This is a genomic window from Bradyrhizobium sp. ORS 86 (assembly GCF_045571475.1).
Lineage (GTDB): Bacteria > Pseudomonadota > Alphaproteobacteria > Rhizobiales > Xanthobacteraceae > Bradyrhizobium.
This window is the reverse complement of sequence record NZ_CP120699.1, coordinates 4,693,854-4,720,296: the sequence shown is the minus strand read 5'-3', so window position 1 is coordinate 4,720,296 and position 26,443 is coordinate 4,693,854. Positions and strand designations below refer to the sequence as shown.

Below are 26,443 nucleotides of genomic sequence, written 5' to 3'. Positions count from 1 at the left end.
TGCGATGGCGCCACGCACCGATCGCTGCGGTGGATAAAGGCGCCGTTGGCTGCCGCTTGTTTGAACGCCCTTGCGTTCAACGCGTTATAGTTGCGGAGATCGTGTCGGACCTCGACGGGGCGACGGCGGAGGTGAGCGATTTGACCGACGTCTGGATGCGGAAATCGACGGCCGAGCTGCTGCAGGAGGCGGTTCAGGCGGTTGGCGACGCGGAGGCACCTCGCTTCAAACGCTCGCTCTCGGCGCTGCAACTGGTGAGCCTTGGCATCGGCGGCATCATCGGCGCCGGCATCTTCGTGCTGACCGGCCACGCGGCAGCCGCGAATGCCGGCCCCGCGGTCACCATCTCTTTCGCGCTCGGCGCCGTTGCCTGCGCCTTTGCCGGGCTGTGCTACGCCGAAATGGCGTCGACCGTGCCGATCTGCGGCAGCGCTTATACCTATGCCTATGCGACGCTCGGTGAATTGATCGCCTGGATCATCGGCTGGGACCTGATCCTCGAATACGCGGTCGGTGCGATTGCAGTGTCGGTCGGCTGGTCCGGCTATTTCGTCAGCTTCGTACGCGATTTCGGCATCAACCTGCCGCAGCAACTGACTTCGGCGCCGCTCGCCTATGACGTCAACACCGGGGGGTGGTCGTCGACCGGCGCGATCATCAATATTCCGGCGATGGCGATCATCGCCTTCATCACGACGCTCCTGGTGATCGGCATCCGCGAATCCGCGCGCTTCACCAGCTTCATCGTTGTGCTCAAGCTGATCGTCATCGCGCTGTTCCTCGCTACCACAGCGTCGTCGGTGACGACCGCGAACTGGGTCACCGCGAGCAATCCAGATGGCTTGCTGATCCCGCCGAATGCCGGCCCGGGCGCCTTTGGCTGGTCCGGCGTGATCCGGGGCGCGGCCGTGGTGTTCTTCGCCTATATCGGCTTCGACGCGGTCTCGACCACGGCGCAGGAGGCGAAGACGCCGGAGCGCGACATGCCGATCGGCATTCTCGGTTCGCTCGTCATTTGCGCCGCGCTCTATGTCGCCGTCGGCTTCGTGCTGACCGGCATCGTGCCGTACGACCGGCTGAACGTGCCCGATCCGATCGCGGTCGGCATCGACACCGTCGGCGTCCGCTGGCTCGGCCCCTTCATCAAGCTCGGAATCCTGTTCGGGCTGACCTCGGTGATCCTGATCATGCTGCTGGCGCAGCCGCGGATCTTCCGCTCGATGGCGCATGACGGCCTGCTGCCGGCGGTCGCCGCAAAAATCCATCCGCGCTTCCAGACGCCCTATGTCTCGACCATCGTGTCTGGTGTGGTCGCCGCGATTCTCGCCGGTCTGCTGCCGATCGGGCTGGTCGGCGAGCTCGTCAGCATCGGCACGCTGTTTGCGTTCATGGTGGTTTCGATCGGCACGCTGGTGCTGCGCCTGCACGATCCCGACTTGCCGCGCCCGTTCAGGGCGCCCGCGATCTGGCTGGTGGCGCCCGCCGGTGCCGTGACCTCGCTGTTCCTGATGCTCGGCCTGCCGCTCGACACCTGGATCAGGCTCGTGGTGTGGCTGGTCGTCGGGCTCGCGATCTACGCGGTCTACGGTCGACGCCACAGCCGGCTGCGCGCGAGCGGCGGGTAGGCCGATCTGTGGGCGTCATCAGCGCTGTCGTCCCTGCGCACACACGAATTTCGGCTTTGATTGTCAAACAGCGTGCTGCTGTCATCACCCGCGCATGCGGGTGACCCAGTATTCCAGAGACGCCAGCGACTGAAATGAGAGGCTGCGGCTCGCTCCATCGCGTCGTCCCGGCCTAGTGCTCAACTGCGCACCAGGCCGGGACGACGGTGAGGATGTGGCGCCGCTTGTGAGTCATACGTTCGCGTTTTCGCGACATGAACTGTCCGAGGTTTGCGTCTCGTTCCGCCCACTCTGAGAACAAGGGCGCAGGGAAAGCCGCGTGCCGATCGCACCCATGGGCCCGGTGCAGTGAAAAAAGGCACCGGGGTAGGACCACAGTTGCTGTCGATCCGGCTACGTGTCGGCTCATCTTCCCCTTGTATTCCTGCTTCCTGTTGTGCTCCGGCTGCTGCCGGAATCGCCGCTCGCTGCTCCAGGAGCGGCGGGTGGCGCGGCGCCACCAACGCCACCGGAAGGTCCGATCCGTTGTCCGGGCTTGGATGGAAGCGCGCTGCCGCCGACGCCGCCTGAGGGAGCCGCTCGATCTCCGGGGCGTGGCGGCGGCGCGGCGCCCCCCACGCCTTGCGCGAGCAGGTGAGCCGGTGCGAGGGCGAGACCGACGATGATCACGATCGCGTAGTTGTTCTTGCGCATTGTCGTCTCCGAATTGCCGCTGGAGGTCGATCACGCGACAGGCGCCAACGGAAAGCGCAGTCCCAACGTTCGCGGCGTTGGTCCTGTTCCGAATGGCCGTCGCGACGGGCGCATGTAGCCTGACCGTTCAATGCATACCAGCCCCACCAGATGCGGGCTAACTGTTCGCGGAAGACACGCCACCTCAAACGCGGGCTGATGATGGAGAAAAAAGGAAAAGAACAATGAGGAACCGCAAGAAACAGTTGGCTGTCACGTCGCTTACGGTTGCAGCAGCGGCGTTCGCGTCCGTCGCGTATGCGTCGAACGCGTCGGCGCAGTGTCAGGAATGTGCGCAGTATCCGGATCGTGATCCCTTCACCCAGGGCTTGGTGGTGAAGCAGACGCCGGCACCGGCGGTCCGGCCAAACAGTGCCACATTGCCGCGTTCCACGAGGAACGCACATGCGGAAATGCGCGGGTACAGCGGTCGCTCTGTCGGCAAAGCGTACCATCGACATTACTGACGGCGCTTGATCGCAGGCGGCACGAACAGCGGCCTGCGACGGGCGGTAGCGGCGCGGACGACGCAGACATCTCCAGCAAGAGTTGCTATTGCCGGTGTTCGGCAACAGCGAGGGCTGTGGGATGGTTGTTCCGGACTATGTGGCGGCGATCACGAATTCTGCCGTGACCACGACGCTCGGTCCGTTCGATCCGCGTGTGGTCGGCACGCTGCCGCTTGGCCTCGCGGTACCCGGCAGCGACATCGATATCGTCTGCCACGCGGCTGACCTGAACGCTTTCGCGGCGGTTGTGTGGGAGCATTACCACCTGGCCGACGGCTTTGTGCTCTACCGATGGAGGTCGGGTACGAGCCCTGCGATCGCGCGGTTCATGTGGGACGGCTGGCCGTTCGAGCTGTTCGGTGATACGCGTCCCGTGGAGGAGCAGTCGGGCTGGCTCCACTTCGAGGTCGAGCGGCGGTTGCTCGCGCTCGATGATGGGCGGCTCCGTCAGGCCGTCGGCACACAAAGAGGTGCTGGGATGAAGACCGAGCCGGCCTTCGCCGCCGTGCTCGGCATCGGCGGCGATCCCTATCGTGGATTGCTCGAACTGGCCGCGGCGAGCGATGCGGAGTTACGCGCGCTGCTCGCGGCCAGCGATTTCGCTTAAGCGTCAGGCGATCGCGCCTAGCGCGCGTCGGATCGCTGCGAAGATCGCCTCGATCTGCTCCTCGGTGATGATCAGCGGCGGCGAGATCATCAAGGTGTCGCCGGCCGCGCGGATCAGGATGCCGTCATCGTAGCTGCGCGTTGCGCATTCGGTGCCGCGCGCACCCACCGCGCCGTCGCGCGGCTTGAGATCGATCGCCGCGAGCAGGCCGATGTTCCTGATATCGGTGACGTGGGGCGCGTCTCTCAGCGCATGCGCGGCCGCCTCCCAGACCGGCGCGATGCGCCGCGCGCGGTCGAACAGGCCGAGATCCTGATAGACGTCGAGCGCGGCGAGCCCCGCCGCGCAGGCCAGCGGATGCGCCGAATAGGTGTACCCGTGGAACAGCTCGACGGTGTTTTCCGGCCCGTTCATCAGCGCCTGGTAGACCTTGCCGCTGGTGATGACGCCGCCCATCGGCACCGCTGCGTTGGTCATGCCCTTGGCGCAGGTGATGAGATCGGGCGTCACGCCGAGCGCGTTGGCAGCGAACGGCGCGCCGAGCCGGCCGAAGCCGGTGATGACTTCGTCGAAGATCAAGAGGATGCCGTGCTGGTCGCAGATCTTGCGCAGCCGCTCCAGATAGCCGACCGGTGGCGGGTAGACGCCGCCCGAGCCGGTGACGGGCTCGACGATGACGGCCGCGATCGTCGAGGGATCGTGGATCGCCAGCAGCTTCTCCAACTCGTCGGCGAAATGCGCGCCCCATTGCGGCTGGCCGCGCGAGAACGCCGCATGCTCGGGATCATGGGTATGCGGTAGGTGGTCGACCTCGGGCAGCAGCGGGCCGAAGTCGCGGCGATGGCGGACGATGCCGCTCACCGACAGTCCGCCCCAGCCCATGCCGTGATAGGCCTTGGCGCGCGAGATGAAGCGGATGCGGCTCGCGTCACCGCGGGCGCGGTGATAGCCGCGCGCGATCTTGAGCGCGGTATCGACCGATTCCGAGCCGGAATTGGTGAAGAACACGTGATCGAGCCCCTCGGGCGCGATCTCGGCAATGCGTCCGGCCAGTTCGAACGCGGCCGGGTGGCTCATCTGGAACGACGAGACGAAATCGAGCTTCGCGGCCTGGTTCTGGATCGCCTCGGTGATCCGCTTCTGGCCGTGTCCGGCATTGACGCACCAAAGCCCCGCCATGCCGTCGAGAATGCGGCGGCCATCCTGCGTGATGTAATGCATGCCCTCGGCGCTGACGAACAGGCGCGGATTGGATTTGAACTGGCGGTTCGGCGTCATCGGCATCCAGAACGGCTCCATCGCCTCGCGGGTGAGGGGCGTGTTCGATGGTGCGACGTGCGGCGAATGCATGGAGGCCTCCTGCTACTTCCTGACGTTGGTGATGCGGCCATAGGCCGGATTGTCGGTGATGCGCGTGAGCTTCGAAGCGTTTTCGAGGTGGCTGCGCAGCAGCGCCGCCGCGGTCTCGCGCTCGCCGGCCTCGAGCCGGTCGAGGATTTCAAGATGCTCGCGGCAGTTCACCAGCACGCGCTCATAGCCGAAGGTCCAGTCGTAGTTCGCAAATCGGCGCAGCCGGTTCTGCTGCTGCACGGCGACCAGCAGGAAGCGGTTGCCGGAGGCGGCGGCCAGGCCTTCATGGAAGGCCGCATTCATCTCGTAGAGCGCGATGCTTGCGGTGTCGTTCCACGGCAGCTTCATCGTCTCCTGATGGCGTTCGCGCATCTCTGCCGCCCACGACGGATCGAGGTGGAAGCCGGGCTCCAGCAGGCCGGCGGGCTCGATCAGGATCCGATAACGGTAGCTTTCGTCGCGCGCGGCGGCATCTGCGATGATCGGCTGGAAGCGCCAGCCGTGCCCGGGCTTGCGCTGCACGGCCGCGACCTCGGCAAGCTTGGTCAGCACGCGCTGCACGACGGGACGCGTCGCTCCGTAGCGCTGCATCAGGTCGCGCTCGGAGACATCGACCGGAAGGCGCCCGCTCCGCCGGTCGCGCGCGATCGCAAGGAACAAGCGATCGGTGTCGGCGGGGACGGGCTTGGCTGGAGGCTTCCGAGCAGGCGGCATCGTATCGGCCACGAAATAGCCGCGGCTCGCGCCGGGCCGCACCAGGCGGCGGCTTGCCAGTAGCTTCAGCGCCGCGCGCACCGGCGTGCGCGACACTTGCAACCGCTCCGCCAGCGCCACCTCCGCCAGCCGCGCACCGGGCGCGAGCTTGTCCGCCCGGATCACCTCCAGGATGCTCGCCGAAAGTTCGCGTTGAAGGCGGCTCGGTGCCGCCTTGGGGATGGGCAAAGATTTTTGTTTCATGTCAGCACAAAATACATTAGCCTTCCTCGAAAAGCAAAAGGAAGTTGGCGCAAGCGATGGTCGAACCATTTCCCCTGATCGAGATTTCCGGGCCGCCGCATGAGCGCGGCAAGCAATACGGCCGCCAGGCAGCGGATCGCATCCGCAAGGGCACCTCGCATTATTTCGCGCAGCTCAAGGAGCTTTCGCTCGACGCCGCCGGCGTCGCCGCGCTGGTGCGCGACTATCTTCCCATCATCGAATCGTTCGAGCCGACCTATCTTGAGGAGATGCGCGGCATCGCCGAGGGCGCCGGCGTTCCCTTCGAGGACATCGTGCTGCTCAATGCCCGCACCGAAATCCTCAAGCTCGCAGAGCCGTCGGTGCGGGCGCGGCTGAAGACGCCAGACGAGCCCGATGGCTGCACCGGCGTTGTCGTGCTGCCGCAGGCGAGCGCCTCCGGGCGCCTGATTCACGCCCAGAACTGGGACTGGAAGCGCGAATGTGCCGAGACCGCCGTCGTGCTGAAGGTGCGCCGCGATGATGGTCCCGATCTCATGACCTTCACGGAGGCCGGCGCACTCGGCCGCTGCGGCTTCAATGCGGTCGGCATCGCGATCACAGCGAACTATCTGCAGTGCGACCGCGACTATCGTCAGATCGGTGCGCCGCTGGCGCTGATCCGGCGCAAGGTGCTGGAGAGCGATCACGTCGCGCTGGCGATGCGCACGGTCTATTGCACGAGGAAATCCGCCGCCAACAACATGATCGTCAGCCATCGCGACGGTGTCGCGATCGACTTCGAATGCGCGCCGGACGAGACCTTTCAGGTGCATCCCGATCGCGGGCTCCTGGTGCATGCCAACCATTTCGTCAGCCCGGTGGCGCTCGGCAAGCTCAGGGACACCGGTATCGCCAGCACGCCGGATAGCCTCTATCGCGACATCCGGGTGCGCGAATTGCTGCGGCCGCATCTCGGCGCAATCAGCTTCGAGACAGTCAAGTCGGCGCTGTTCGACGACTTTGCCTATCCCTGGTCGGTGTGCCGGCCGCCGCGCCGCAATCTCAGCAACAATCTCAGCGCCACGGTCGCGATGGTGCTGATGGAGCCGGCCAGCGGGCTGATGGAGGTCGCGCCGCTGCCGGCGCTGAACCGGCAGTTCACGAGCTATCGGCTCGAGGTGGCGGCGAGCCCGCGCAACGAGGCCGCGCCGTCCGCGGCCGCGAGGGCGTCGTGATGAGGTCGCGTCGGCCATCGCGCGCGCTGATGGTCGGCCTGATGGCGCTGTCGGCCGTGCTCGCAGCTCTGCCGATGCGCGCCGGCGCCGAGACCCTGCTGCGCACGCGGCTCAACGCCGACATCCGCTCGACCGATCCCGGCACCAACCGCGACGCCAACACCGACGGCGTGATGGCGCACATCGTCGAGGGGCTGGTCGCGTTCCGCGACGATACCTCGATCGGGCCGATGCTGGCGGAGAGCTGGACGATCTCGAACGAGGGTAAGACCTACACCTTCCACCTGCGCCAGGGCGTCAAATTCCATAACGGCGCCGACATGACCGCGGCCGACGTGGTGTGGTCGTTCAAGCGCTGGCTCGATCCTGCCACGCAGTGGCGCTGCCTGTCCGAGTTCAGCGCGAATGGGATCGCCCGCATCGACAAGATCGAGGCGCCTGATGCGCAGACCGTCGTCATCACGCTCGACCAGCCGACCGCGCTGTTCCTGCCGACCATCGCGCGGCCGGATTGCGGGCAGACCGCCATAGTCCATCGCGACTCGGTCGGTGCGGACGGCAAGTGGATCGCGCCTGTTGGCACCGGGCCGTTCAAGCTCGGCGAGTGGAAGCGGGGACAGTATGTCGACCTAGTGCGCTTCGACGGCTACGCTTCGCGTAACGAGCCGCGCACCGGCTACACCGGCAACAAGACCGCGTTGGTCGATCGCGTCCGCTTCAACGTCATTCCGGACAGCTCGGCGGCGAAAGCGGGTCTGCTCTCGGGCTCACTGGACGTGATCAGCAACCTCGCGATCCCGGACCGCGACGATCTCAAGGCGCGGTCGGACGTGCAGCTCAGCGTCACGCCGGCCCTCGGCCTCACCGGGATCCTGTTCCAGACCCGCGATCCGCTGTTGAAGGACGTCCGCATCCGCCGCGCAATCGCACTCTGTCTCGACACGCCGCAGATCGTCGATGCGGTGATGCAGGGCACGGCGCGGCCGAACAATTCGGCGCTGCCGATCGGCAGTCCGTTCTACGGCGAGGTGGAGGCGCACGGTTACACCCAGAATATCGCGGAGGCCAAGAAGCTCCTGGCGCAGGCCGGCTATCACGGCCAGCCGATCAGGATGATCGCCAACAAGCGCTACGCCTTCGTGTTCGATTCCGCGGTGCTGGTGCAGGCGATGGCGCAGGCGGTCGGCATCAATATCGACATCGAGGTGCTGGACTGGGCTGCCCAACTCGACCGCTACAACCGCGGCGACTACCAGTCGATGGCCTTCGTCTACTCGGCGCGGCTCGACCCCTCGCTGAGCTTCGAGATGCTGACCGGACCGAAGGCGACGCAGCCGCGCAAGGTCTGGGACAATCCTGAAGCGCAGCGGATGCTGCAGGAGTCGATGATGATCGATGACAAGGCCAAGCGCCAGAAGCTGTTCGACGAGCTGCATCGGCGCTTCATCGACGACGTGCCGATGGTCGTGCTGTTCAACGGCTCCGAGATTTCCGCTCTGTGCAAGAACGTCAAGGGGTACGCCGGCTGGCTGTTCGCGCAGCCGCGCTTCTGGGGCGTCAGCGTCGAGTAACGGGAAGGAATCGCGGCGATGCTGGGCTACCTTGCAAGACGGCTGGCGATGACGATCCCGACGCTGCTGCTGGTGGCGGTCGCGGTGTTCACGCTGGTGCGCCTGATCCCGGGCGATCCCGTGCAGGTGATGCTCGGCGACAACGCCGATGCCGCGCAGGCCGCGCAACTGCGCGCGCAGCTCGGGCTCGACCAGCCGGTGCCGCTGCAATTCGTCTATTGGCTCGGCAAGCTCGCGACTGGCGACCTCGGCCACTCCATCACCAACAACCTTTCGGTGCTGCCGCTGATCCTGGAGCGCTTCCAGGTCAGCGCCGTCATCGTGTTGGTCGCGGTGGGCCTTGCCGCCTGTATCGCGGTCGTGGCCGGCCTGATCGCGGCCTGGAAGCAGAACAGCGCGCTCGATCTGGCGATCGTCGGTGGCGCCACGCTGCTGCTGTCGATCCCGAGCTTCTGGCTCGGCCTGCTGCTGCTCCTGCTGTTCGGCCTCACGCTGAAATGGCTGCCCGTGATCGGCTACGTGCCGTTCTCGGAGAATTTCTGGCAGGCTTTGATGTTCATGCTGCTGCCGATCGCAACGCTGACCATCGTCGAGATCGGCGTGCTGACGCGGATGGCGCGGGCGTCCTCGATCGAGGTGCTGCGGCTCGAATATGTCACGCATGCGCGCGCCAAGGGCGTACCGGAATGGTTGGTGCTCGGCCGTCACGTACTGCCCAACGCCTTCGCGCCGACCTGGACCCTGATTGGCCTCGTGCTCGGCCATCTGCTCGGCGGCATCGCTGTCATCGAGACCGTGTTCACGCTGCCGGGCCTCGGGCGGCTACTGGTCGATTCGATCTTCGCGCGGGATTATCCGGTGGTGCAGGGCTGCCTGCTGTTCACCGCGGTGATCTATGTCGTCGTCAACCTGATCGTCGACCTCTGCTATCCGCTGTTCGATCCAAGGGTAACCATCGCATGAGGTGGCGCGCCAACACCATCATCGGCGGGGCGCTGATCGCGCTGCTGCTCGGCACCGCGCTCACTGCGGCGTTCTGGACGCCGTTCGATCCCTTGCGGATCAATCTGAAGGCGCGGCTGCAGCCGCCGTCGTCGATGTACTGGCTTGGCACCGACGAGTTCGGCCGCGACGTGCTGAGCCGCCTGATGGCGGGCGCTAGCGCCAGCGTCGTGGTGGCGCTCGCTACCGTCGTGCTTGCGGTCTGCATCGGCGTCGTGGTCGGCGGCGTCGCTGGCTATCTGCGCGGCTGGACCGACCGCATCATCATGGCGATCAATGACGCGCTGCTGGCCTTTCCCGGCATCCTGCTGGCGCTGGCGGTGATGATCGTGATCGGCGCCAACAAGTCCGGCCTCGTGCTGGCGCTCGGGCTCGCCTACATTCCTTCGGTCGCGCGCGTGGTGCGCGGCACCGTGCTGTCGATCCGCGAGAAGGAATATATCGAGGCCTCGCGGGTGATCGGAAACTCGGAATTCTATTCGATGGTCCGCCACGTGCTGCCGAACGCGGTGGCGCCGGTCGCCGTGCTCGCAACCAGCATGTTCGGCTGGGTGCTGCTGGCCGAGAGCGCGCTGAGCTTCCTCGGCCTCGGCGTGCCGCCCCCGGCGCCGACCTGGGGCAACATGCTGGCGGCGAGCCGTCCCTACATGGAAACCGCGGCCTGGCTCAGCATCGCGCCGGGGCTGTGTATCGCGCTCACGCTGCTCGGCATCAACCTGCTCGGCGATTCCTTGCGGGATCGTCTCGATCCCAGGATGGCACACGGATGACGACACCGCTGCTCACCGTCGATCATCTGCGCATCGAGGCCGGCAGGACCGGGCTCGTGGTGGTCGACGACGTCTCGTTCGCGATCGAGCGCGGCGAATTCCTCGCCGTGGTTGGCGAGTCCGGCAGCGGCAAGACTGCGGCGGCGCGTGCCATTCTTGGTCTGCTGCCGCCGGGGCTGCGCCGGGCCGGCGGCCGGATCAGGCTTGACGGCGAGGACCTCGCGACCGTTGCGCCGAACCGCATGCGCGCGCTGCGCGGCCGTTCGGTCGGCATGGTATTCCAGGAGCCGATGGTCTCGCTCAATCCGGCGATCAGCGTCGGCGCGCAGATGGCCGAGGGCCTTGCGTTGCATGAGAAGCTGACCAAGCGCGAGATCAAGCGCCGCTGCCTCGACATGCTGGCGCGGGTGCAGATCCGAGATCCCGAGCACACCTTCAACGCCTATCCGCACGAGTTCTCCGGCGGCATGCGCCAGCGCATCATGTTGGCCTCGGTGATGCTGTTGAAGCCGAAGCTCTTGCTGGCAGATGAGCCCACCACCGCGCTCGACACGCTGAGCCAGCGCGAGGTGCTCGACCTGATGGTGGAGCTGGCACGCGATCACGGCACCTCGGTGATGCTGATCACGCACAATCTCGGCCTGGTATCGCGCTACGCGCAGCGCGCGGTGGTGCTTCGGCAGGGACGGGTGGTGGAAACCGGCAGCGTCCGGCAAATATTGTCCGCGCCGCGCGAAGCCTACACGCGCCAGCTCGTCGACGCCCTGCCGCGCCGTCGCGCCGCGGCGCCCCGGCGCGCTGCGGGTGAGCCGCTGATGAGCGTGCGTGGCCTGAAGGTGTCGTTCGCTGGCCGGCAGCGCCTGTTCCGACGCGACGCCGACGTCGCGGCAGTCAACAGCGTCGATCTCGATATCGGTGCCGGCGAGACGGTGGCCGTGGTCGGCGGCAGCGGCTCGGGCAAGACCACGCTGGGCCGCGCCATGCTGCGGCTGGTGCCTGCGACCGGCGGCGTGATCCGCTTTCAGGGCAGGGACGTGACATCGCATGACCGCGCGTTTCGCCTTGCCGCGCAGCTCGTGTTCCAGGACCCGTATTCGTCGCTCGACCCGCGCATGCGCGTCGGCGAGATCGTTGCCGAGCCGCTGCGTCATGTCGCGGGACTTTCGGCCGCCGAGCGTGACAAGCGCGTCGCCGGCATGCTCGACGAGGTCGGGCTCGCCGGCTTCGCGCAGCGCTGGCCGCATGAGCTCTCCGGCGGGCAGCGTCAGCGCATCGCGATTGCGCGCGCGATCGTGCGGCATCCGTCGTTCGTGGTGGCGGACGAACCGGTCTCTGCGCTCGACATGACCATCCAGGCCCAGGTGCTCAAACTGTTCGAGCGGCTGCAGGCGCAATATGGCTTTGCGTGTCTGTTCATCAGCCATGACCTTGCCGCGGTCGAGCAGGTCGCCGATCGCGTGGTGGTGATGCAGGGCGGCCGCATCGTCGAGCAGGGCACGCGCGACGATGTGTTCGATCGCCCGCAGCATGACTACACCAAGGCGCTGCTGGCGGCGACGCCGGTGTTCGACTTTGCCGGACCGGCGAATATGCGGGCGTCGGGCTGACGCGCTGCCGTGCGAAACATCCCCCATGGTGAATGGCCGCGCAGCCTGCTAGGTTTGCGCGCCTAGATAGCAACAAGCGCCGCAGCAGTCGGCGTTTCGCGGGGGAATTCCAATGCAAGAGAAAGTGACCGGCGTGCGGTGGGTCGTCGCCGCGATTGTATCGATCGGCGTTGCGACAACCGCGCCCGGCCATGCTGCGTCCGTTGTGCCGGTCGCGGCCGAGAACGGCATGGTGGTGACTGCCCAGCATCTGGCGACGATGGTGGGTGTGGATGTGCTCAAGCGGGGCGGCAATGCGGTGGACGCCGCGGTGGCGGTCGGTTATGCGCTCGCCGTGGTCTATCCGGCGGCCGGCAATCTCGGTGGTGGCGGCTTCATGACCATCCAGCTCGCGGATGGTCGAAAGACCTTCCTGGATTTCCGCGAAACGGCGCCGAAGGGCGCCACCGCCAACATGTATCTCGACAAGGACGGCAACGTCATCAAGGGCCTGTCGACCAAGGGCCATCTCGCCGTCGGCGTGCCGGGTTCGGTCGCCGGCATGGAATATGCGCGCGAGAAATACGGCACCATGAAGCGCGCCGACCTGATCGCGCCGGCGTTGCAACTGGCGGAGGACGGCTTTGCGCTGCGCCAGGGCGACGTCGACATGCTGCATTCCGCGACCGACGACCTCAAGGACGACCCGGCTTCGGCCGCGATCTTCCTCAACAACGGCAAGCCGTTCGAGGTCGGCGAGCGGCTGGTGCAGCACGAGCTCGCCGAAACCCTGCGCGAGATCAGCAAGCGCGGCACCGACGGATTCTACAAGGGCTGGGTCGGCGCCGCGATCGTGGCCTCGAGTCAGGCCGGCAAGGGCCTGCTCACGCAGGAGGACCTCGACCACTACAAGGTTCGCGAACTGGCGCCGGTCGAATGCGACTACCGCGGCTACCACGTGATCTCCGCGCCGCCGCCGAGCTCGGGCGGTGTGATCATCTGCGAGATGCTGAACATCCTGGAGGGCTATCCGCTCAAGGAGCTGGGCTATCACTCCGCGCAGGCCGTGCACTACCAGATCGAGGCGATGCGGCATGCCTATGTCGACCGCAACAGCTATCTCGGCGACCCCGACTTCGTGAAGAATCCGCTCGAGCATCTGCTCGACAAGGCCTACGCCGCGAAGATCCGCGCCGCGATCGATCCGAACAAGGCCGGTGTGTCCAGGGACATCAAGCCAGGCGTCGCACCGCACGAGGGCAGCAACACCACGCATTATTCGATCGCCGACAAGGACGGCAACGCGGTGTCGGTGACCTATACCTTGAACGACTGGTTCGGCGCCAAGGTGACGGCGGCCAAGACCGGCGTCCTGCTCAACGACGAGATGGACGACTTCACCGCCAAGATCGGCGTGCCGAACCTGTATGGCCTGGTGCAGGGCGAGACCAATGCAGTCGTGCCGGGCAAGCGTCCGCTGTCCTCGATGAGCCCGACCATCGTTACCAGGGACGGCAAGCCGGTCATCGTGGTGGGCACGCCGGGCGGCAGCCGCATCATTACCGCCGTGATGTTGACGATGATCAACGCGATCGATTACGGCATGAACGCGCAGGAAGCTGTCGACATGCCGCGCTTCCACCAGCAATGGCTTCCGGAGCCGACCAACCTGGAGCGCTACACGCTGTCGCCGGACACGCAGAAGATCCTGGAAGGGATGGGACACAAGTTCGGTCCGCCGCAGCCCCCCAATCATCTCGCGATGATCATCGTTGGCGCACCGGCGCTAGGCGGCAAGCCGGTCGGCAACAATCGCTTCTACGGGGCGAACGATCCACGGCTCAACACCGGACTGGCGGCCGGCTACTGAGCGTCGTTGCGATGAAGGGAGGACTCAGCCGCTCGCGGAATCGGCCGCATCTCAGGCGACGGCCGATGACCTGTTGTCCGCAGGCTCGACCGCGAGGAGGAGCCGCCGGCGAATCGCGTCCTCGACCAATGCCAGGGTCTGGCGGGCTTCGCGTGCCTCGGCCTCGGCGGCTTGGGCGCGAAACTCGATCGCCTCCAGTTGCTTCTGCTGGACTTCGATGCGCTTTTGCGCTTCGTCCAGCGCCCGGGAAGCCTGTCTCAGCTTGCGTTCGGCCGCGTTGATGATCTCGAGTTGGGCCCGCTCGGCGGCCTCGGCGCGCGTCTCGGTGGCGCGAGCCCGGTCCTCGATGCTGCGAAACAGCTCCGCCGCCTGATGGACGAGGTCGAGGGCCTCGGCACCCACATTGGAGGGGGGTGGCTTCGGAAGGTCGAGAATGTTTTCGCCGGTTGCAAAAGGCTTTCTGAAGCCGCGCAGTGCCATGATGGTCAGCCGAGTCATTATGGGCGATGTCACGATGTGGCCGATATGGTTAACGAATGGCTAATCGTGGCCGATTTCTGGTTGTGCCGACGGGGGGCGGAAGCCTCACTGGTGCAGTTGCCGGAGCCGGCGGGGGCGCGAATCCGTTTCCACAACGGGCCCGGCAACGCACGGGAAGGGGTTGTGGGCGGAGCGAATCGGCGACGTCGCGCGCATGTGATCGACGCGATGACGACCGAAATGTGACGCCAGCCGAATTGACCGGTTCAATCGACGAGGGACAGGGCGCGCCGAGCACGGCGGATCGCTCGGTTCGGCCCGCCGATCGCGGCTCCTCGGCCGCTCGCTGATTTGGCCGGGAGCGCGAACCCGGCTCTATGGCATAAGTTTGGCGGCTGACCCGCTATTATTCTCCCGCATCGAATTGCAGGTACCTGGAGCGACCGATATACCGACCGCCTGTGTGGCCGGCAGCGGGCTCAGAATGAGCCGCGTATTCGCCACGGGACTTCGTCGATGAGATTGCTGTTTCGGTTCTTTGGATTTCTGTTCACTGCAGGATCGATCCTGTTTCTGGCTGGCCTGGCCGCGGTCGCGGGGCTGTTCTGGCATTTTTCCAAGGATCTGCCCGACTATACGCAGCTTCAGAACTATGAGCCGCCGGTGATGACGCGCGTACACGCGGCCGATGGCTCGCTGCTCGCTGAATACGCCAGGGAGCGCAGGCTTTATCTCCCGATCCAGGCGGTGCCGAAGCTCGTGATCAACAGCTTCCTCGCCGCAGAAGACAAGAATTTCTACGAGCACGGCGGCGTCGATTATACCGGCATGGCGCGCGCTGGCCTCGCCTATATCCAGAACTACGGTTCCAACCGTCGTCCTCAGGGCGCCTCCACGATCACCCAGCAGGTCGCCAAGAACTTCCTGCTGACCAACGAGGTGTCGTTCTCCCGCAAGATCAAGGAAGCCTTGCTCGCGATGCGGATCGAGAAGGCTTATTCCAAGGACAAGATCCTCGAGCTCTATCTCAACGAAATCTACCTCGGTCTCGGCGCCTACGGCATCGCGGCAGCCTCGCTGGTCTATTTCGACAAGTCGGTGAACGAGCTCACCATCGCGGAAGCCGCGTATCTGGCGGCGCTGCCGAAGATGCCCGCCAGCCTGCATCCGGTGCGTAACCACGCACGCGCCGTCGAGCGGCGCAACTATGTGATCGACCGTCTGCAGGAGAACGGCTGGATCACTGCGGCCGACGCCGACAAGGCGCGCAAGGAGCCGCTGGTCGTCACCAACCGCGCCAGCGGCGCGCATACCTTCGCCGGCGAGTATTTCTCGGAAGAAGTCCGCCGCGACATCTTCGAGCGCTACGGCGAGAAGAAACTCTATGAGGGCGGCCTGTCGGTGCGCACCACGCTGGATCCCAAGATCCAGGTGATGGCGCGCAAGACCATGGTGGCGGGGCTCGTGAACTATGACGAGCAGCAGGGCTATCGCGGCGCGATTCAAAAGCTCGACATCTCCGGCGACTGGGGCGTACGTCTCGCAGACATCAAGTCACTGTCGGATATCTCGCCGTGGCGGATGGCGGTGGTGCTGGAGACCAGCCCGCAGTCGGCGCGGATCGGCTTCCAGCCGGGCCGCGAGCTCGGCGGCGCCATCAGCAAGCAGCGCGAGACCGGACTTGTCTCGCTCGACGGCGTGAGATGGGCGAGAGCTGCTTCCGGGCCGCTGAAGGGCAAGACGCCAACCTCGGTCGCGCAGGTGCTGCAGCCTGGCGACGTGATCTACGCCGACCCGCTCTACAAGGACGGCCATCTCGTCGAGGGCCAATACCGGCTGCGCCAGATCCCCGAGATTTCGGGCGCGATGGTCGCGATGGATCCGCGGACCGGCCGTGTACTCGCGATGGTCGGCGGCTTCTCGTTCGACCAGAGCCAGTTCAACCGCGCGACGCAGGCCTATCGGCAGCCCGGATCGACGTTCAAACCGATCGTCTATTCGTCGGCGCTCGACAATGGCTACACGGGATCGACGATGATGATCGACGCGCCGATCGAGATCGACCTCGGGCAGGGCAACGTCTGGCGGCCGGAGAATTTCTCCACGGGCCGCTATCAAGGACAGGTCACGCTGCGCAATGCGCTGCGGCTGTCGCTGAACACGGTGACGGTGCGGCTAGCGCAGGAGATCGGCATGCCGCTGATCGGCGAGTATGCCAAGCGCTTCGGCGTCTATGACGAGCTGCCAAACTATCTCTCTTACGCACTCGGCGCCGGCGAGACCACGGTCATGCGCATGGTGACGGCGTATTCGATGATCGACAACGGCGGCCGCCGGGTGAAGCCGACCCTGATCGACCGCATCCAGGATCGCTACGGCCACACCATCTTCAAGCACGACCAGCGCGAATGCATTGGCTGCGATGCGCCGGAAGGATGGAAGAACCAGCCCGAGCCGCAACTGATCGACCACCGCGAACAGGTGCTCGACGCCATGACCGCCTACCAGATCACATCGCTGATGGAGGGGGTGGTGCAGGCCGGTACCGGCGCGGCACTGAAGGAGGTCGGCAAGCCGATCGCCGGCAAGACCGGTACCTCCAACGAGGCCAAGGATCTCTGGTTCGTCGGCTTCTCACCGGACCTCGTGGTCGGTCTCTATGTCGGCTATGACAAGCCGCGCTCGCTCGGCCGGAGCGCGCAGGCCGGCCACACCGCAGCGCCGATCGCACGGGACTTCATGAAGCTCGCGCTGGCCGACAAGCCGCCGGTTCCGTTCAAGATCCCTCCCGGCATCCGGCTGGTTCGGGTCGTGGCCAAGACCGGTGCGCGCGCGGGCCCGGGCGAGACCAGCGGCACGCTGCTTGAAGCCTTCAAGCCCGGCCAGGCGCCACCGATCTATGACACCGTGCCGGGCACCGACGTGATCGACGGCACCCAGGCCGGAATTTCGCCGGACGCCGATCGCGCGATCGTGCGGTCGGGGACAGGCGGGCTGTACTGAGGCGTTGAGAGATCCGCTTCGCGGGTCACGATAGCGCGATATTGTGTCCGGTTGCGCGTGGACGCTCTCAATAGTGCTTCACGACGCCTCGAAGCGAAACCCACAGCGCGACCGAGAGCAGGCCGAAGCCCGCGAGACACAGGAATGCGAGGTGGTAGCCGACCCATTGGGCGATCCAGCCACCAAGCGCAGGGCTCAGTGAGGCGCCGACTCCTTGCACAGTGATGACCGCCCCCTGGCCGAGGTTCACGCGCCCGGTGCCATTGAGCGTGCGGGCCACGATGCCGGGGACGGCGACGCTTTGCAGACCCGCGCCGATGCCATCCAGGATTTGCACCGGAAACACGCCCCACCAGCCCGACAGGAAATACGCCAGCACGCCGCGCGCGGGCAGGGCCAGAAACGACGCAAGCAGGACCGGCCAGAAATTGCGGCGTTCGGCGGCATGCATGCCGACGACGGACATGATCACCATCACGCCCTGCGCAACCACGATCGTGGTCGCCACCACGCCAGCTCCATTCGTGAGACCTGCCGCGACCGCGGCCAATCCGTACAATGGTACGATCGCGGCGTTACCGAGATGGAAGATCGCGAGCGCGACGGCAAGCACCAGCAGCGGCTTGTGCCTGGCGAGAACGCGGAATCGGTGCGGCGCGCTTTCGGGGTCGTCTTCCTTGCCGCGCGCGGCGTGATGATCGATGGCATCGGCCGGGATCAACATCACGCTCACAATCGTCAGCACGCCGAACGCGGCCGCGAGCAGGAACACTGCGACATAGCCGTAGCGCCAACCGAGATAGCCTGAGGCTGCTGCGCCCAGCATGTTTCCTGCGTGGTTGAAGGCCTGGTTGCGGCCGTTCTGCCGGTTGAAGCCGCGTTGCTTGACCATGCCGAGCGTGATGCCGGTCACCGCCGGGACGATTGCGGCGCCCGCGACCGAGGTTGCGATCTGGGACAGCGCGACGGCCCAGAACGTCTGCGACACCAGGATGATGGCCGATGAGACGACGACTGCGACACCGGGAACGATGACCCACGCGCGCTTGTGATTGGTCGTATCGATGAAGCCGCCGATCGGCGTGGTGATCAGCATCCCCGCGACGCTCCCGATCGTAAGCGCCGTTCCGATCAGCCCGCTGGTCCAGCCGTGACTCTGCAGGAAGACCCCGACGAACGGTCCAATCCCCGACTGCATATCGGCCATGAAGAAATTCAGTGCGAGCAGCGCCCACAACGGCCCCGTCATGGCAAGTGCCTTGGTTTTTCGGCTGGTCATCGTCTGACGCGCCCGTCGATCTCGAGCGGAACTCCACTGGTGCGCGCTTATTGCGAAGCGGCAGGTCGGTGCGGTGCACAGGAACCAACGCGACAAGGCAGACTTGGGTCCGATCAAGACTTCAGTCCCGATCAACGGCGCGTTTGACGCAGCGCGCAGGTTCGAGGCGCAACGTCGCTTCTTGACCGTTATGCTGTTCCCAATACGACGGCCCCGCCGGAGCGACGTTCTCGAACAGCCGCAGCTCTAAGTGACCTTTGCAAGATCTGCCGAAGGCGGCCGACGTAAACGCCGATATCGTGGGCAGCGGGACCGAAGCGGTCCAGGATGCAGGGGCTCGGAAGAAGGCGCCGGCACTGCCGGAAGGCAGCAAGCGGCAATCGTGACCTATCTGAATATAATGTATGCAACAACGACGACGACCACCGCGATGATCAGCGATGTGGCCAGCAGCCCATACGGGCGCGTCTGCCTGGCTTCCGTGGTTTCTGCGGCGGGAGGGGGTGGCGGTTCAGCGGGACCTTCGCGGACCATGGTAGGCCTCTTGCGCTGTGATCACGACCACGGGTCGACGTCGTTGCGGCGCCTTCGTTCCTGTTGTTCCGGGGACTACCGGCGCCCCTTAGGAACATCGCCTCGGGCGAGCCGTTGGTGGCTCATCTCGGAGGCTCGGAATGTCACAGGCAGCGCAAGCCGGCACCCACACGTCAAATCCGGACTCGACGGCGCGGATCGCCACGCACCCCATCCATCCGATGTTGGTGCCGTTTCCGATCGTGTGCTTCGTCGGCGCGCTAATCAGCGACATCGCCTATTGGCAAACCGCCCAGATGATGTGGGCCGATTTCTCGGCGTGGCTGCTGTTTGCCGGCGTGGTCCTTGGCGTGCTTGCGGCGATCGCGGGCCTGATTGATTTCCTCGCCAGTCGCCGCATCCGCGAGTTGGCACCGGCCTGGCTGCACATGGCCGGCAACGTGGTGGTGCTGCTGCTCGCCTTGTTCAACTCGTTCATTCACAGCCGCGATGCCTGGACTTCGGTCGTTCCTGTCGGACTGGTGCTGTCCGCTCTCACAGTGCTCGTGATGCTGTTCACGGGGTGGATGGGTTGGGAAATGGTCTATCGCCGTCACGTCGGAGTTGCGAATTGATGCCTGCAATCAACAGCCCGATCGAGATCAGCGGCATCCGGCTCGCCGTGGTGCTCTCGGCCGTCCTATGCCTTGCAGGGTGCGGTGAATCCGCGCCTGATCCGAAAACCCAGATCGGTGCGAAGCCCGACCTGCCGGCGCTGCAACAGTACCTCATCCCGCCGATGCACATCGCGCCGGTCGTGGGATGGCAGCAAGGCGAGAAGCCAGCAGTGCCCGACGGTCTCCAGATCAACGCGCTTGCCACCGGCTTGCAGCATCCGCGATCGCTCTATGTGCTGCCCAATGGAGACATTCTCGTCGTCGAATCAAAGGCGCCGGGCACCGAGCCGATCAAGCGTCCGAAGGACTTCATCATGAAGTGGGTGGAGTCATGGGCGACATCGGGTGGCGACACCGGAGAAAGCAATCGCATCACGCTGCTGCGCGGCGCGAATGGCGACGGCAAGCCCGAGGTGCAGAGCGTTTTCCTCGATCACCTCAAGTCGCCGTTCGGCGTCGCGTTGGTGGGCAACGATCTGTACGTTGCCAATACCGATGCGATCGTCCGCTATCCCTATCAAACCGGAGAGACGAAGATCACGGTCCCCGGACAAACCCTGACGCCGCTGCCCGGAGGGCCGATCGATCACCATTGGACCAAGAGTCTGGTGGCAAGCCCGGACGGCTCGTTGCTCTATGTCGGCGTCGGCTCGAACAGCAACATTACCGAGAACGGTATCGAGGCGGAGAAGAACCGCGCCGCGATCCTGGAGGTCGATCGTGCGACCGGGCGCTGGCGAATCTTCGCGAGCGGATTGCGCAATCCGAACGGGTTGACCTTCGAGCCGCAAAGTCACGCGCTGTGGACCGTCGTGAACGAGCGCGACGAGATCGGACCCAATCTCGTCCCGGACTATCTGACGTCGGTCAAGGACGGCGCCTTCTACGGCTGGCCCTACAGCTACTTCGGTCAGCATATCGATCCGCGCGTGCAGCCGCAGCGGCCCGATCTCGTCGCGAAGGCGATCGTCCCCGATTATGCGCTGAGCTCGCACGTCGCGCCGCTCGGTCTTGCGTTTTATAACGGCGACGCGCTTCCGGAGCGTTATCGCGGCGGCGCTTTCGTCGGCGAGCACGGCAGTTGGAACAGGCCTGAGCTTAACGGCTACAAGGTCGTGTTCGTCCCATTCGCCGACGGCCATCCCAACGGCCCCGCACAGGATGTCGTGACTGGCTTCCTGAACAAGGACGAAAGGTCGCGCGGCCGTCCCGTTGGGCTGGCGATCGACAAGTCGGGCGGTCTTCTGATCGCGGACGACGTCGGCAACACCGTCTGGCGCGTCACCGGCTCGAACCGCCAGCCGACCAACGCGAGCCTGCGATAGGCCAAGCCGGACGACGGCTGCCGGCGCTACCGCGAGGGCGCAGCCCGAGATGTAGCCCGGTCGAATTGATACGCATGAGGAGAGGATCATGGGATTGGCTCAGTACGCGGTGGTTCCGGTTCACAACGAATGGGGCGTCCTGCACGACGGCAATCTGAACGGCGGATACGCCACCAAGGAGGCGGCGTTCGAGGCGGCCGCGACCGCGGCGTCGCTGGCGATCCGGGAAGGTCATGAGGTCCACGTCAGCGTCCCCGCAAGGCAGGAGGGTGAAGCCGCTTTGGGCCAGCCGGCGCCATAAGCGTTAGCGTTCGCCAACGTGGTCAGGCAGAGGTGCATTGATGAAAACGAAGCTCGTGGCCGATGAGGCCGGACATCGGATTCACGTCGTGATTCTCGATTCCGGTGAAGAGGCGTTTGCAGCGCTCACGGACGTCGCAAGAAAGCTGGCGATACCGGCCGCGTCGCTGACTGCGATCGGCGCGTTCGAGAAGGCGACAGTCGGATGGTTTGATCTTGAGCGCAAGACGTACAAGAAGATCGAGGTGCGTGAGCAGTGTGAGGTCTTGAGCGCGATCGGCGATGTCGCACTGGCCGACGACGGCCGGCCAAGTCTGCATATGCATGTCGTCCTGGGGCTGGCAGATGGTACGACCCGGGGCGGGCACCTTCTCGCCGCGACGGTCCGCCCGACGCTCGAGGTCGTGATGACGGAGACGCCGGCCCGGTTGAGGCGCACCAAGCGGCCAGAATTGGGGATCGCGCTGATCGATCTTGGAGCAGGAAGCTAGGCGACCCTGGGCTGCCGGGGGACTTTCGCCCAACGGGTTCTCAGTTTTCGGGAACCGTTTGGTTCCGGTTTCGTTGGTCGCTGTGAAGGCGTTCCGGGCAGGGTCAATCCCGCAATGAATATCCTGGATCCCCAAGGCCCCATTGCCGCGGCGGAGCGGACGATCCTGGTGGATTCCGTTGCCATCATGCTTGCGATCATCCTGCCCACGATCGCAGCCATCCTCGGATTCGCCTACTGGTACCGCGCCTCCAATCCTCGCGCCGAATACCGACCGGACTGGGCCTATTCCGGCCGCGTGGAATTGGTGGTCTGGGCAATTCCCGCACTCACGATCATCCTGCTCGGCGGCGTCGCCTGGATCGGCTCGCATCAGCTCGATCCGGCGCGTCCCGTCGAGGGGACAGGGCCGCCGCTCAGGATCCAGGTCGTCTCGCTCGATTGGAAGTGGCTGTTCATCTATCCCGATCAGCGGGTCGCCAGTGTCAACACGCTGACCGTCCCCATCGGGTCGCCGCTTCAATTCGAATTGACCTCGTCGAGTGTGATGAACGCGTTCTTCATCCCGCAACTCGGCAGCATGATCTACACGATGAACGGGATGGTGACGCGTCTGCAACTGCGCGCTGACAACGAGGGCACCTATCAAGGGTTGTCCGCGCATTTCAGCGGCGACGGCTTTCCCGACATGATGTTCGACGTGCATGTCGTCTCGCAGATGGGGTTTACCGACTGGGTGGCGCAAGCGGCCAAGAGCAGCGAAGCCATGAACGCGGACAGCTACGTCAAACTGGCACGTCAATCGGTGGACGATGCGAAACGCACTTATCGGCTGGATGACCCGCTGCTGTTCCAGGCGGTGGCGACCCAGCATATCCCGGCAGGGCCCGGTCCGTCGCTGGATCGGGAGGCCGAAGTCTCGCCACGGAGTCACTGATGTTCGGCAAGCTGAGCTGGTCGGCGATCCCGATCGACCAGCCGATTCCCATGGTGGCCTCGGGCGTGGTCATGTTCATCATCCTTGCGGTGCTCGCCTGGATCGTGCTCGCGGGTCACCTGCCGTATCTCTGGCGAGAGTGGATCACAAGCGTCGATCACAAGCGGATCGGCGTGATGTACACCTTGCTCGCTTTGGTGATGTTGCTGCGTGGCTTTTCCGACGCGCTGATGATGCGGGGACAGCAGGCGATCGCGTTTCAGTCGCAGGGCTATCTGCCACCGGAGCACTATAACCAGATCTTCTCGGCGCACGGCACGATCATGATCTTCTTCGTCGCGATGCCGTTCGTGATCGGGTTGATGAACCTCGTCGTCCCGCTGCAACTCGGCGTGCGCGACGTCGCGTTTCCCACGCTCAATTCGGTGGGCTTCTGGTTGACGGCGACCGGGGCGCTCCTCGTCAATATCTCGCTTGTTGTCGGCGAGTTCGCACGAACCGGATGGCTGCCTTATCCACCGCTGTCTGAGCTGACCTATTCGCCCGGCGTCGGCGTCGACTACTATCTCTGGTCGCTGCAGATCTCGGGCATCGGAACACTGGTTGCCGGCATCAACCTCGTCACCACGGTGTTGAAGCTGCGCACCCGGGGCATGAACTATCTGCGGATGCCGATGTTCTGCTGGACCACGCTCGCCTCGAACCTGCTGATCGTCGCGGCATTCCCGATCCTTACCGCCACGCTGGCGATGCTGATCCTCGACCGCTACTTCGGCTTCCATTTCTTCACCAACGAGGCCGGCGGCAACGTCATGATGTTCATGAACCTGATCTGGGCATGGGGACATCCAGAGGTCTACATCCTCGTCCTGCCGGCGTTCGGGATCTATTCGGAGGTCGTGTCGACGTTCTCTGGCAAGCCGCTGTTCGGCTACCGCTCGATGGTGCTCGCGACCATGGCGATTTGCGTCATCTCGTTCATGGTGTGGCTGCACCATTTCTTCACGATGGGGGCCGGGCCGAACGTCAACGCGATCTTCGGCATCGCCAGCATGATCATCGCAGTGCCGACCGGCGTGAAGATCTACAACTGGCTGTTCACCATGTTCCTCGGGCGGGTCCGCTTTACGTCGCCGATGCTGTGGGCGATCGGATTCATGGTCACGTTCCTGATCGGTGGCCTTACCGGCGTCCTGGTCGCGGTGCCGCCGGCCGATTTCCTGCTGCACAACAGCCTCTTTCTGGTTGCGCACTTCCACAACGTCATCATCGGCGGTGTGCTGTTCGGTGCGTTCGCCGGCTACACCTACTGGTTTCCGAAGGCGTTCGGCTTTCGCCTGCACGAGGGGCTCGGGAAGGCGGCGTTCTGGTGCTGGCTGATCGGATTCTACGTGGCGTTCATGCCGCTCTATGTGCTCGGCCTGCTCGGCATGACCCGGCGCATGCAGCACTACGATGTCCCGGAGTGGCGTCCGTGGCTGATGGTCGCATCGGTCGGCGCCATCATCATTCTCATCGGCGTCGTGTGTCAGATCCTGCAGCTCGTGGTCAGCATTCGCCGTCGCGCCGAGCTGCGCGATCGCACCGGCGATCCCTGGGACGGCCGGTCGCTCGAATGGGCGACGGCCTCGCCGCCGCCGGTGTTCAATTTCGCCATTGCGCCCGATGTGCGCGGGGAGGACGCCTATTGGGCGATGAAGGAGCGCGCGAAGCTGCAGGGGATGGGCGATCAGAAGCCCGACTACCAGGATATCGAGATGCCGCGCAACTCGCCGACTGGATTCGTCTGCGCATTCTTCGCCACCGTCATGGGGTTCGCACTAATCTGGCACATCTGGTGGATGGTCGCCGCCGGCGCGATCGGCGCTTTCGCGACGTTTGTGGTGTTCGCCTGGCGCGACCACGATGAGTACGTGATCCCGGCGGCCGAGGTGGCGCGGATCGACCAGGCCAATCGTGCCGAGCGCCGCGCCTTGATGAGCGGAGCGGTCTGATGGCAACGGTCGCCACTGCACACGCCGATCCGCATCACCTGGGTGGCCTCGCCGCCGCCGCCGAGCATGCCGGGCCTGCGTCCAAGCGGATCGTGACCGGCTATGGCTTCTGGATCTTCCTGCTCAGCGACATCGTGATGTTCTCGTGCTTCTTCGCAAGCTATGCGGTGCTATCAGGGACCGCGGGAGGACCAAAGGCATCCGAACTATTCGATCTTCGCTCAGTCGCGGCCGAGACGGGCTGCCTGTTGTTGTCGAGCTTCACCTGCGGGCTCGCGACCATCGCCGCCGATGTGCGGGAGAAGACGCTCTATCAGTTGGCGATGGCGCTGACCTGCGCGCTCGGGCTGGCATTCCTCTTGCTCGAGGCGCGGGAGTTTGCCAGCCTCGTCGCACGTGGAGCCGGTCCGACGCGGAGCGCCTTTCTGACCGCCTTCTTCAGCCTGGTGGGCTGTCACGGCTTGCATGTGTCGGCGGGCGTGCTCTGGCTGCTGACGATGATGGCGCAAGTCACGGCCAAGGGATTTCGTGCCGACATCCAGCGCCGCATCATGTGCTTCGCACTGTTCTGGCACGCGCTCGACATCATCTGGGTGGCGCTGTTTTCGGTGGTCTATCTGCTTGGAGCAGGACAATGAGCGATCTTCTGGAACATCACGCGATCGACGTCGCACCGGGCGATGAAGGCGAAATCCAGGTTCGTACCCGGATCCTCGGCTACGTGGTCGGCCTGGGCCTCGCCATCGTGCTGACCGTCACCTCATTCTTCATCGCCGGCACCGATCTGGTGTGGCAGCCGAGCATCCCCGTGGCGATCATCGTGCTGGCAATCGCCCAGATGGGCGTGCATCTGGTGTTCTTCCTGCACATCACGACGGGACCCGATAACACCAACAACGTGATGGCACTGGCCTTTGGCGTCCTGATCGTCTTTCTCGTGATCGGCGGATCGTTGTGGATCATGGCCAACCTGAACCATAACATGATGCCGATGGATCAGATCATGCGGATGCAGCGGTAGCGTCGACCAGTTCGCTTCGAGCGCCGGGAACGGCGGTCCGGACACGCCAACGCCGGCCAGCGCCAAAGGAAAGGCAATTTGGCGCCAATCAGATATCATCAATGCTTGCCAAGTCCGGGACCAAGCGGGTAGAAGGACCCCATTCGCGCGAGGCGCTGATTTGTCGGCCGCCTTCGCCGCAAGGATTGCCCGGTCATTCAGCTAAGCTATTGACTCTGCTGAGCAATTTTTGGGGAATGGTGTAACGGTAGCACAACAGACTCTGACTCTGTTTGTCTTGGTTCGAATCCAGGTTCCCCAGCCAGATTTGGTGATATCTATCTCGCCCCGGTCGGTACCCGCGTTCGCTGCAAATCGCTGACCTTGATCGGTCGGCGCAGCCGTGCCGCCTTGCCCAGGTCCTCACCGTCCATCGCGCGGCGACAGCGCCGTGCAACCATTGCGCGCAGATCGCGATCGCAAGCGCAAGCGCCTACCATACGCCACGCGCGCGGGATCGCCGCTGGCATCCCCGCTGCAGCGACTTTAGTTGCAGGTGAAGGCCGCCGGCGGCGCCTTAGCTTGCCGGCTCCTGAGGCCCGTGCGATGCTGGCACACCAAGAAAAACAAAACGGGGAGACGGCGGCAG

The 26,443-nt window shown here is 64.9% G+C and carries 21 protein-coding genes and 1 tRNA gene; 18 read left to right on the top strand and 4 right to left on the bottom strand.

From position 1 onward, the window contains the following. The first annotated feature begins 155 nt into the window (after positions 1 to 155). Both P6U25_RS22115 and P6U25_RS22110 read left to right on the top strand, forming a co-directional pair. Entirely contained in the window at positions 156 to 1,625 is a 1,470-nt protein-coding gene (locus P6U25_RS22115; protein WP_407152578.1) for an amino acid permease, read from the top strand. A gap of 1,293 nt (positions 1,626 to 2,918) precedes the next feature. Continuing rightward, positions 2,919 to 3,473 (top strand): DUF4269 domain-containing protein, encoded by a 555-nt coding sequence (locus P6U25_RS22110; protein WP_407152577.1) that lies wholly within the window; start codon positions 2,919 to 2,921, stop codon positions 3,471 to 3,473. A 3-nt stretch (positions 3,474 to 3,476) separates the two neighbouring features. On the opposite strand, the gene P6U25_RS22105 is transcribed toward P6U25_RS22110, so the two are convergent. Continuing rightward, positions 3,477 to 4,823: an aspartate aminotransferase family protein gene (locus P6U25_RS22105; protein WP_407146887.1), complete on the bottom strand. Its 1,347-nt coding sequence runs from the start codon at positions 4,821 to 4,823 to the stop codon at positions 3,477 to 3,479. Positions 4,824 to 4,835: 12 nt separating this feature from the next. Then, the gene (locus tag P6U25_RS22100) at positions 4,836 to 5,780 is read right to left on the bottom strand and encodes a GntR family transcriptional regulator (protein ID WP_407146886.1); all 945 of its coding nucleotides are present in this window, start codon (positions 5,778 to 5,780) and stop codon (positions 4,836 to 4,838) included. Between the two features lie 56 nt (positions 5,781 to 5,836). On the opposite strand from P6U25_RS22100, the gene P6U25_RS22095 reads away from it, so the two are divergent. The 6 genes from P6U25_RS22095 (at position 5,837) to ggt (ending at position 13,796) form a co-directional block, all read left to right on the top strand. Continuing rightward, entirely contained in the window at positions 5,837 to 6,997 is a 1,161-nt protein-coding gene (locus P6U25_RS22095; protein ID WP_407146885.1) for a C45 family autoproteolytic acyltransferase/hydolase, read from the top strand. Beyond that, positions 6,997 to 8,568 (top strand): ABC transporter substrate-binding protein, encoded by a 1,572-nt coding sequence (locus tag P6U25_RS22090; protein WP_407152576.1) that lies wholly within the window; start codon positions 6,997 to 6,999, stop codon positions 8,566 to 8,568. Before P6U25_RS22095 ends, P6U25_RS22090 begins: the two co-directional genes overlap by 1 nt. A gap of 18 nt (positions 8,569 to 8,586) precedes the next feature. Then, positions 8,587 to 9,531: an ABC transporter permease gene (locus P6U25_RS22085; protein ID WP_407146884.1), complete on the top strand. Its 945-nt coding sequence runs from the start codon at positions 8,587 to 8,589 to the stop codon at positions 9,529 to 9,531. Next, positions 9,528 to 10,340, top strand: coding sequence for an ABC transporter permease (locus P6U25_RS22080; RefSeq protein WP_407146883.1), 813 nt, complete (start codon positions 9,528 to 9,530; stop codon positions 10,338 to 10,340). The genes P6U25_RS22085 and P6U25_RS22080 overlap by 4 nt, the downstream gene beginning before the upstream one ends. Further along, positions 10,337 to 11,947 carry an ABC transporter ATP-binding protein gene (locus P6U25_RS22075; protein ID WP_407146882.1) on the top strand — a complete coding sequence of 537 codons (1,611 nt, stop codon included), beginning with the start codon at positions 10,337 to 10,339 and terminating at the stop codon, positions 11,945 to 11,947. Before P6U25_RS22080 ends, P6U25_RS22075 begins: the two co-directional genes overlap by 4 nt. 112 nt (positions 11,948 to 12,059) lie before the next feature. Beyond that, on the top strand, positions 12,060 to 13,796 hold the full coding sequence (gene ggt / locus P6U25_RS22070) for a gamma-glutamyltransferase (protein ID WP_407146881.1): 1,737 nt from the start codon (positions 12,060 to 12,062) through the stop codon (positions 13,794 to 13,796). Positions 13,797 to 13,847: 51 nt separating this feature from the next. Here the strand turns inward: ggt and P6U25_RS22065 are convergent, their stop codons facing one another. Then, a complete protein-coding gene (locus tag P6U25_RS22065) occupies positions 13,848 to 14,294 on the bottom strand; it encodes a hypothetical protein (protein ID WP_407146880.1) in 447 nt (148 codons plus the stop codon). A 498-nt stretch (positions 14,295 to 14,792) separates the two neighbouring features. On the opposite strand from P6U25_RS22065, the gene P6U25_RS22060 reads away from it, so the two are divergent. Then, the gene (locus tag P6U25_RS22060; RefSeq protein WP_407146879.1) at positions 14,793 to 17,279 is read left to right on the top strand and encodes a penicillin-binding protein 1A; all 2,487 of its coding nucleotides are present in this window, start codon (positions 14,793 to 14,795) and stop codon (positions 17,277 to 17,279) included. A 67-nt stretch (positions 17,280 to 17,346) separates the two neighbouring features. On the opposite strand, the gene P6U25_RS22055 is transcribed toward P6U25_RS22060, so the two are convergent. Beyond that, positions 17,347 to 18,558, bottom strand: a complete 1,212-nt coding sequence (locus tag P6U25_RS22055) for an MFS transporter (protein ID WP_407146878.1) — start codon at positions 18,556 to 18,558, stop codon at positions 17,347 to 17,349. Positions 18,559 to 19,232: 674 nt separating this feature from the next. On the opposite strand from P6U25_RS22055, the gene P6U25_RS22050 reads away from it, so the two are divergent. The 9 genes from P6U25_RS22050 (at position 19,233) to P6U25_RS22010 (ending at position 26,119) form a co-directional block, all read left to right on the top strand. Beyond that, positions 19,233 to 19,706 carry a DUF2231 domain-containing protein gene (locus P6U25_RS22050; protein WP_407146877.1) on the top strand — a complete coding sequence of 158 codons (474 nt, stop codon included), beginning with the start codon at positions 19,233 to 19,235 and terminating at the stop codon, positions 19,704 to 19,706. Then, positions 19,706 to 21,073 (top strand): PQQ-dependent sugar dehydrogenase, encoded by a 1,368-nt coding sequence (locus tag P6U25_RS22045; RefSeq protein WP_407146876.1) that lies wholly within the window; start codon positions 19,706 to 19,708, stop codon positions 21,071 to 21,073. The genes P6U25_RS22050 and P6U25_RS22045 overlap by 1 nt, the downstream gene beginning before the upstream one ends. Before the next feature lie 88 nt (positions 21,074 to 21,161). Then, a complete protein-coding gene (locus tag P6U25_RS22040; protein WP_407146875.1) occupies positions 21,162 to 21,374 on the top strand; it encodes a hypothetical protein in 213 nt (70 codons plus the stop codon). Positions 21,375 to 21,414: 40 nt separating this feature from the next. Beyond that, complete coding sequence (locus P6U25_RS22035) at positions 21,415 to 21,864, top strand: PPC domain-containing DNA-binding protein (RefSeq protein ID WP_407146874.1); 450 nt, start codon at positions 21,415 to 21,417, stop codon at positions 21,862 to 21,864. Between the two features lie 114 nt (positions 21,865 to 21,978). Then, positions 21,979 to 22,800, top strand: coding sequence for a ubiquinol oxidase subunit II (gene cyoA, locus P6U25_RS22030; protein WP_407146873.1), 822 nt, complete (start codon positions 21,979 to 21,981; stop codon positions 22,798 to 22,800). Continuing rightward, complete coding sequence (gene cyoB / locus P6U25_RS22025; protein WP_407146872.1) at positions 22,800 to 24,794, top strand: cytochrome o ubiquinol oxidase subunit I; 1,995 nt, start codon at positions 22,800 to 22,802, stop codon at positions 24,792 to 24,794. Before cyoA ends, cyoB begins: the two co-directional genes overlap by 1 nt. Then, positions 24,794 to 25,432 (top strand): cytochrome (ubi)quinol oxidase subunit III, encoded by a 639-nt coding sequence (locus P6U25_RS22020; RefSeq protein ID WP_407146871.1) that lies wholly within the window; start codon positions 24,794 to 24,796, stop codon positions 25,430 to 25,432. The genes cyoB and P6U25_RS22020 overlap by 1 nt, the downstream gene beginning before the upstream one ends. Continuing rightward, positions 25,429 to 25,815: a cytochrome o ubiquinol oxidase subunit IV gene (cyoD, locus tag P6U25_RS22015; RefSeq protein ID WP_407146870.1), complete on the top strand. Its 387-nt coding sequence runs from the start codon at positions 25,429 to 25,431 to the stop codon at positions 25,813 to 25,815. The genes P6U25_RS22020 and cyoD overlap by 4 nt, the downstream gene beginning before the upstream one ends. 230 nt (positions 25,816 to 26,045) lie before the next feature. Beyond that, positions 26,046 to 26,119, top strand: a tRNA-Gln gene (locus P6U25_RS22010). The last annotated feature ends 324 nt before the right edge of the window (positions 26,120 to 26,443 follow it).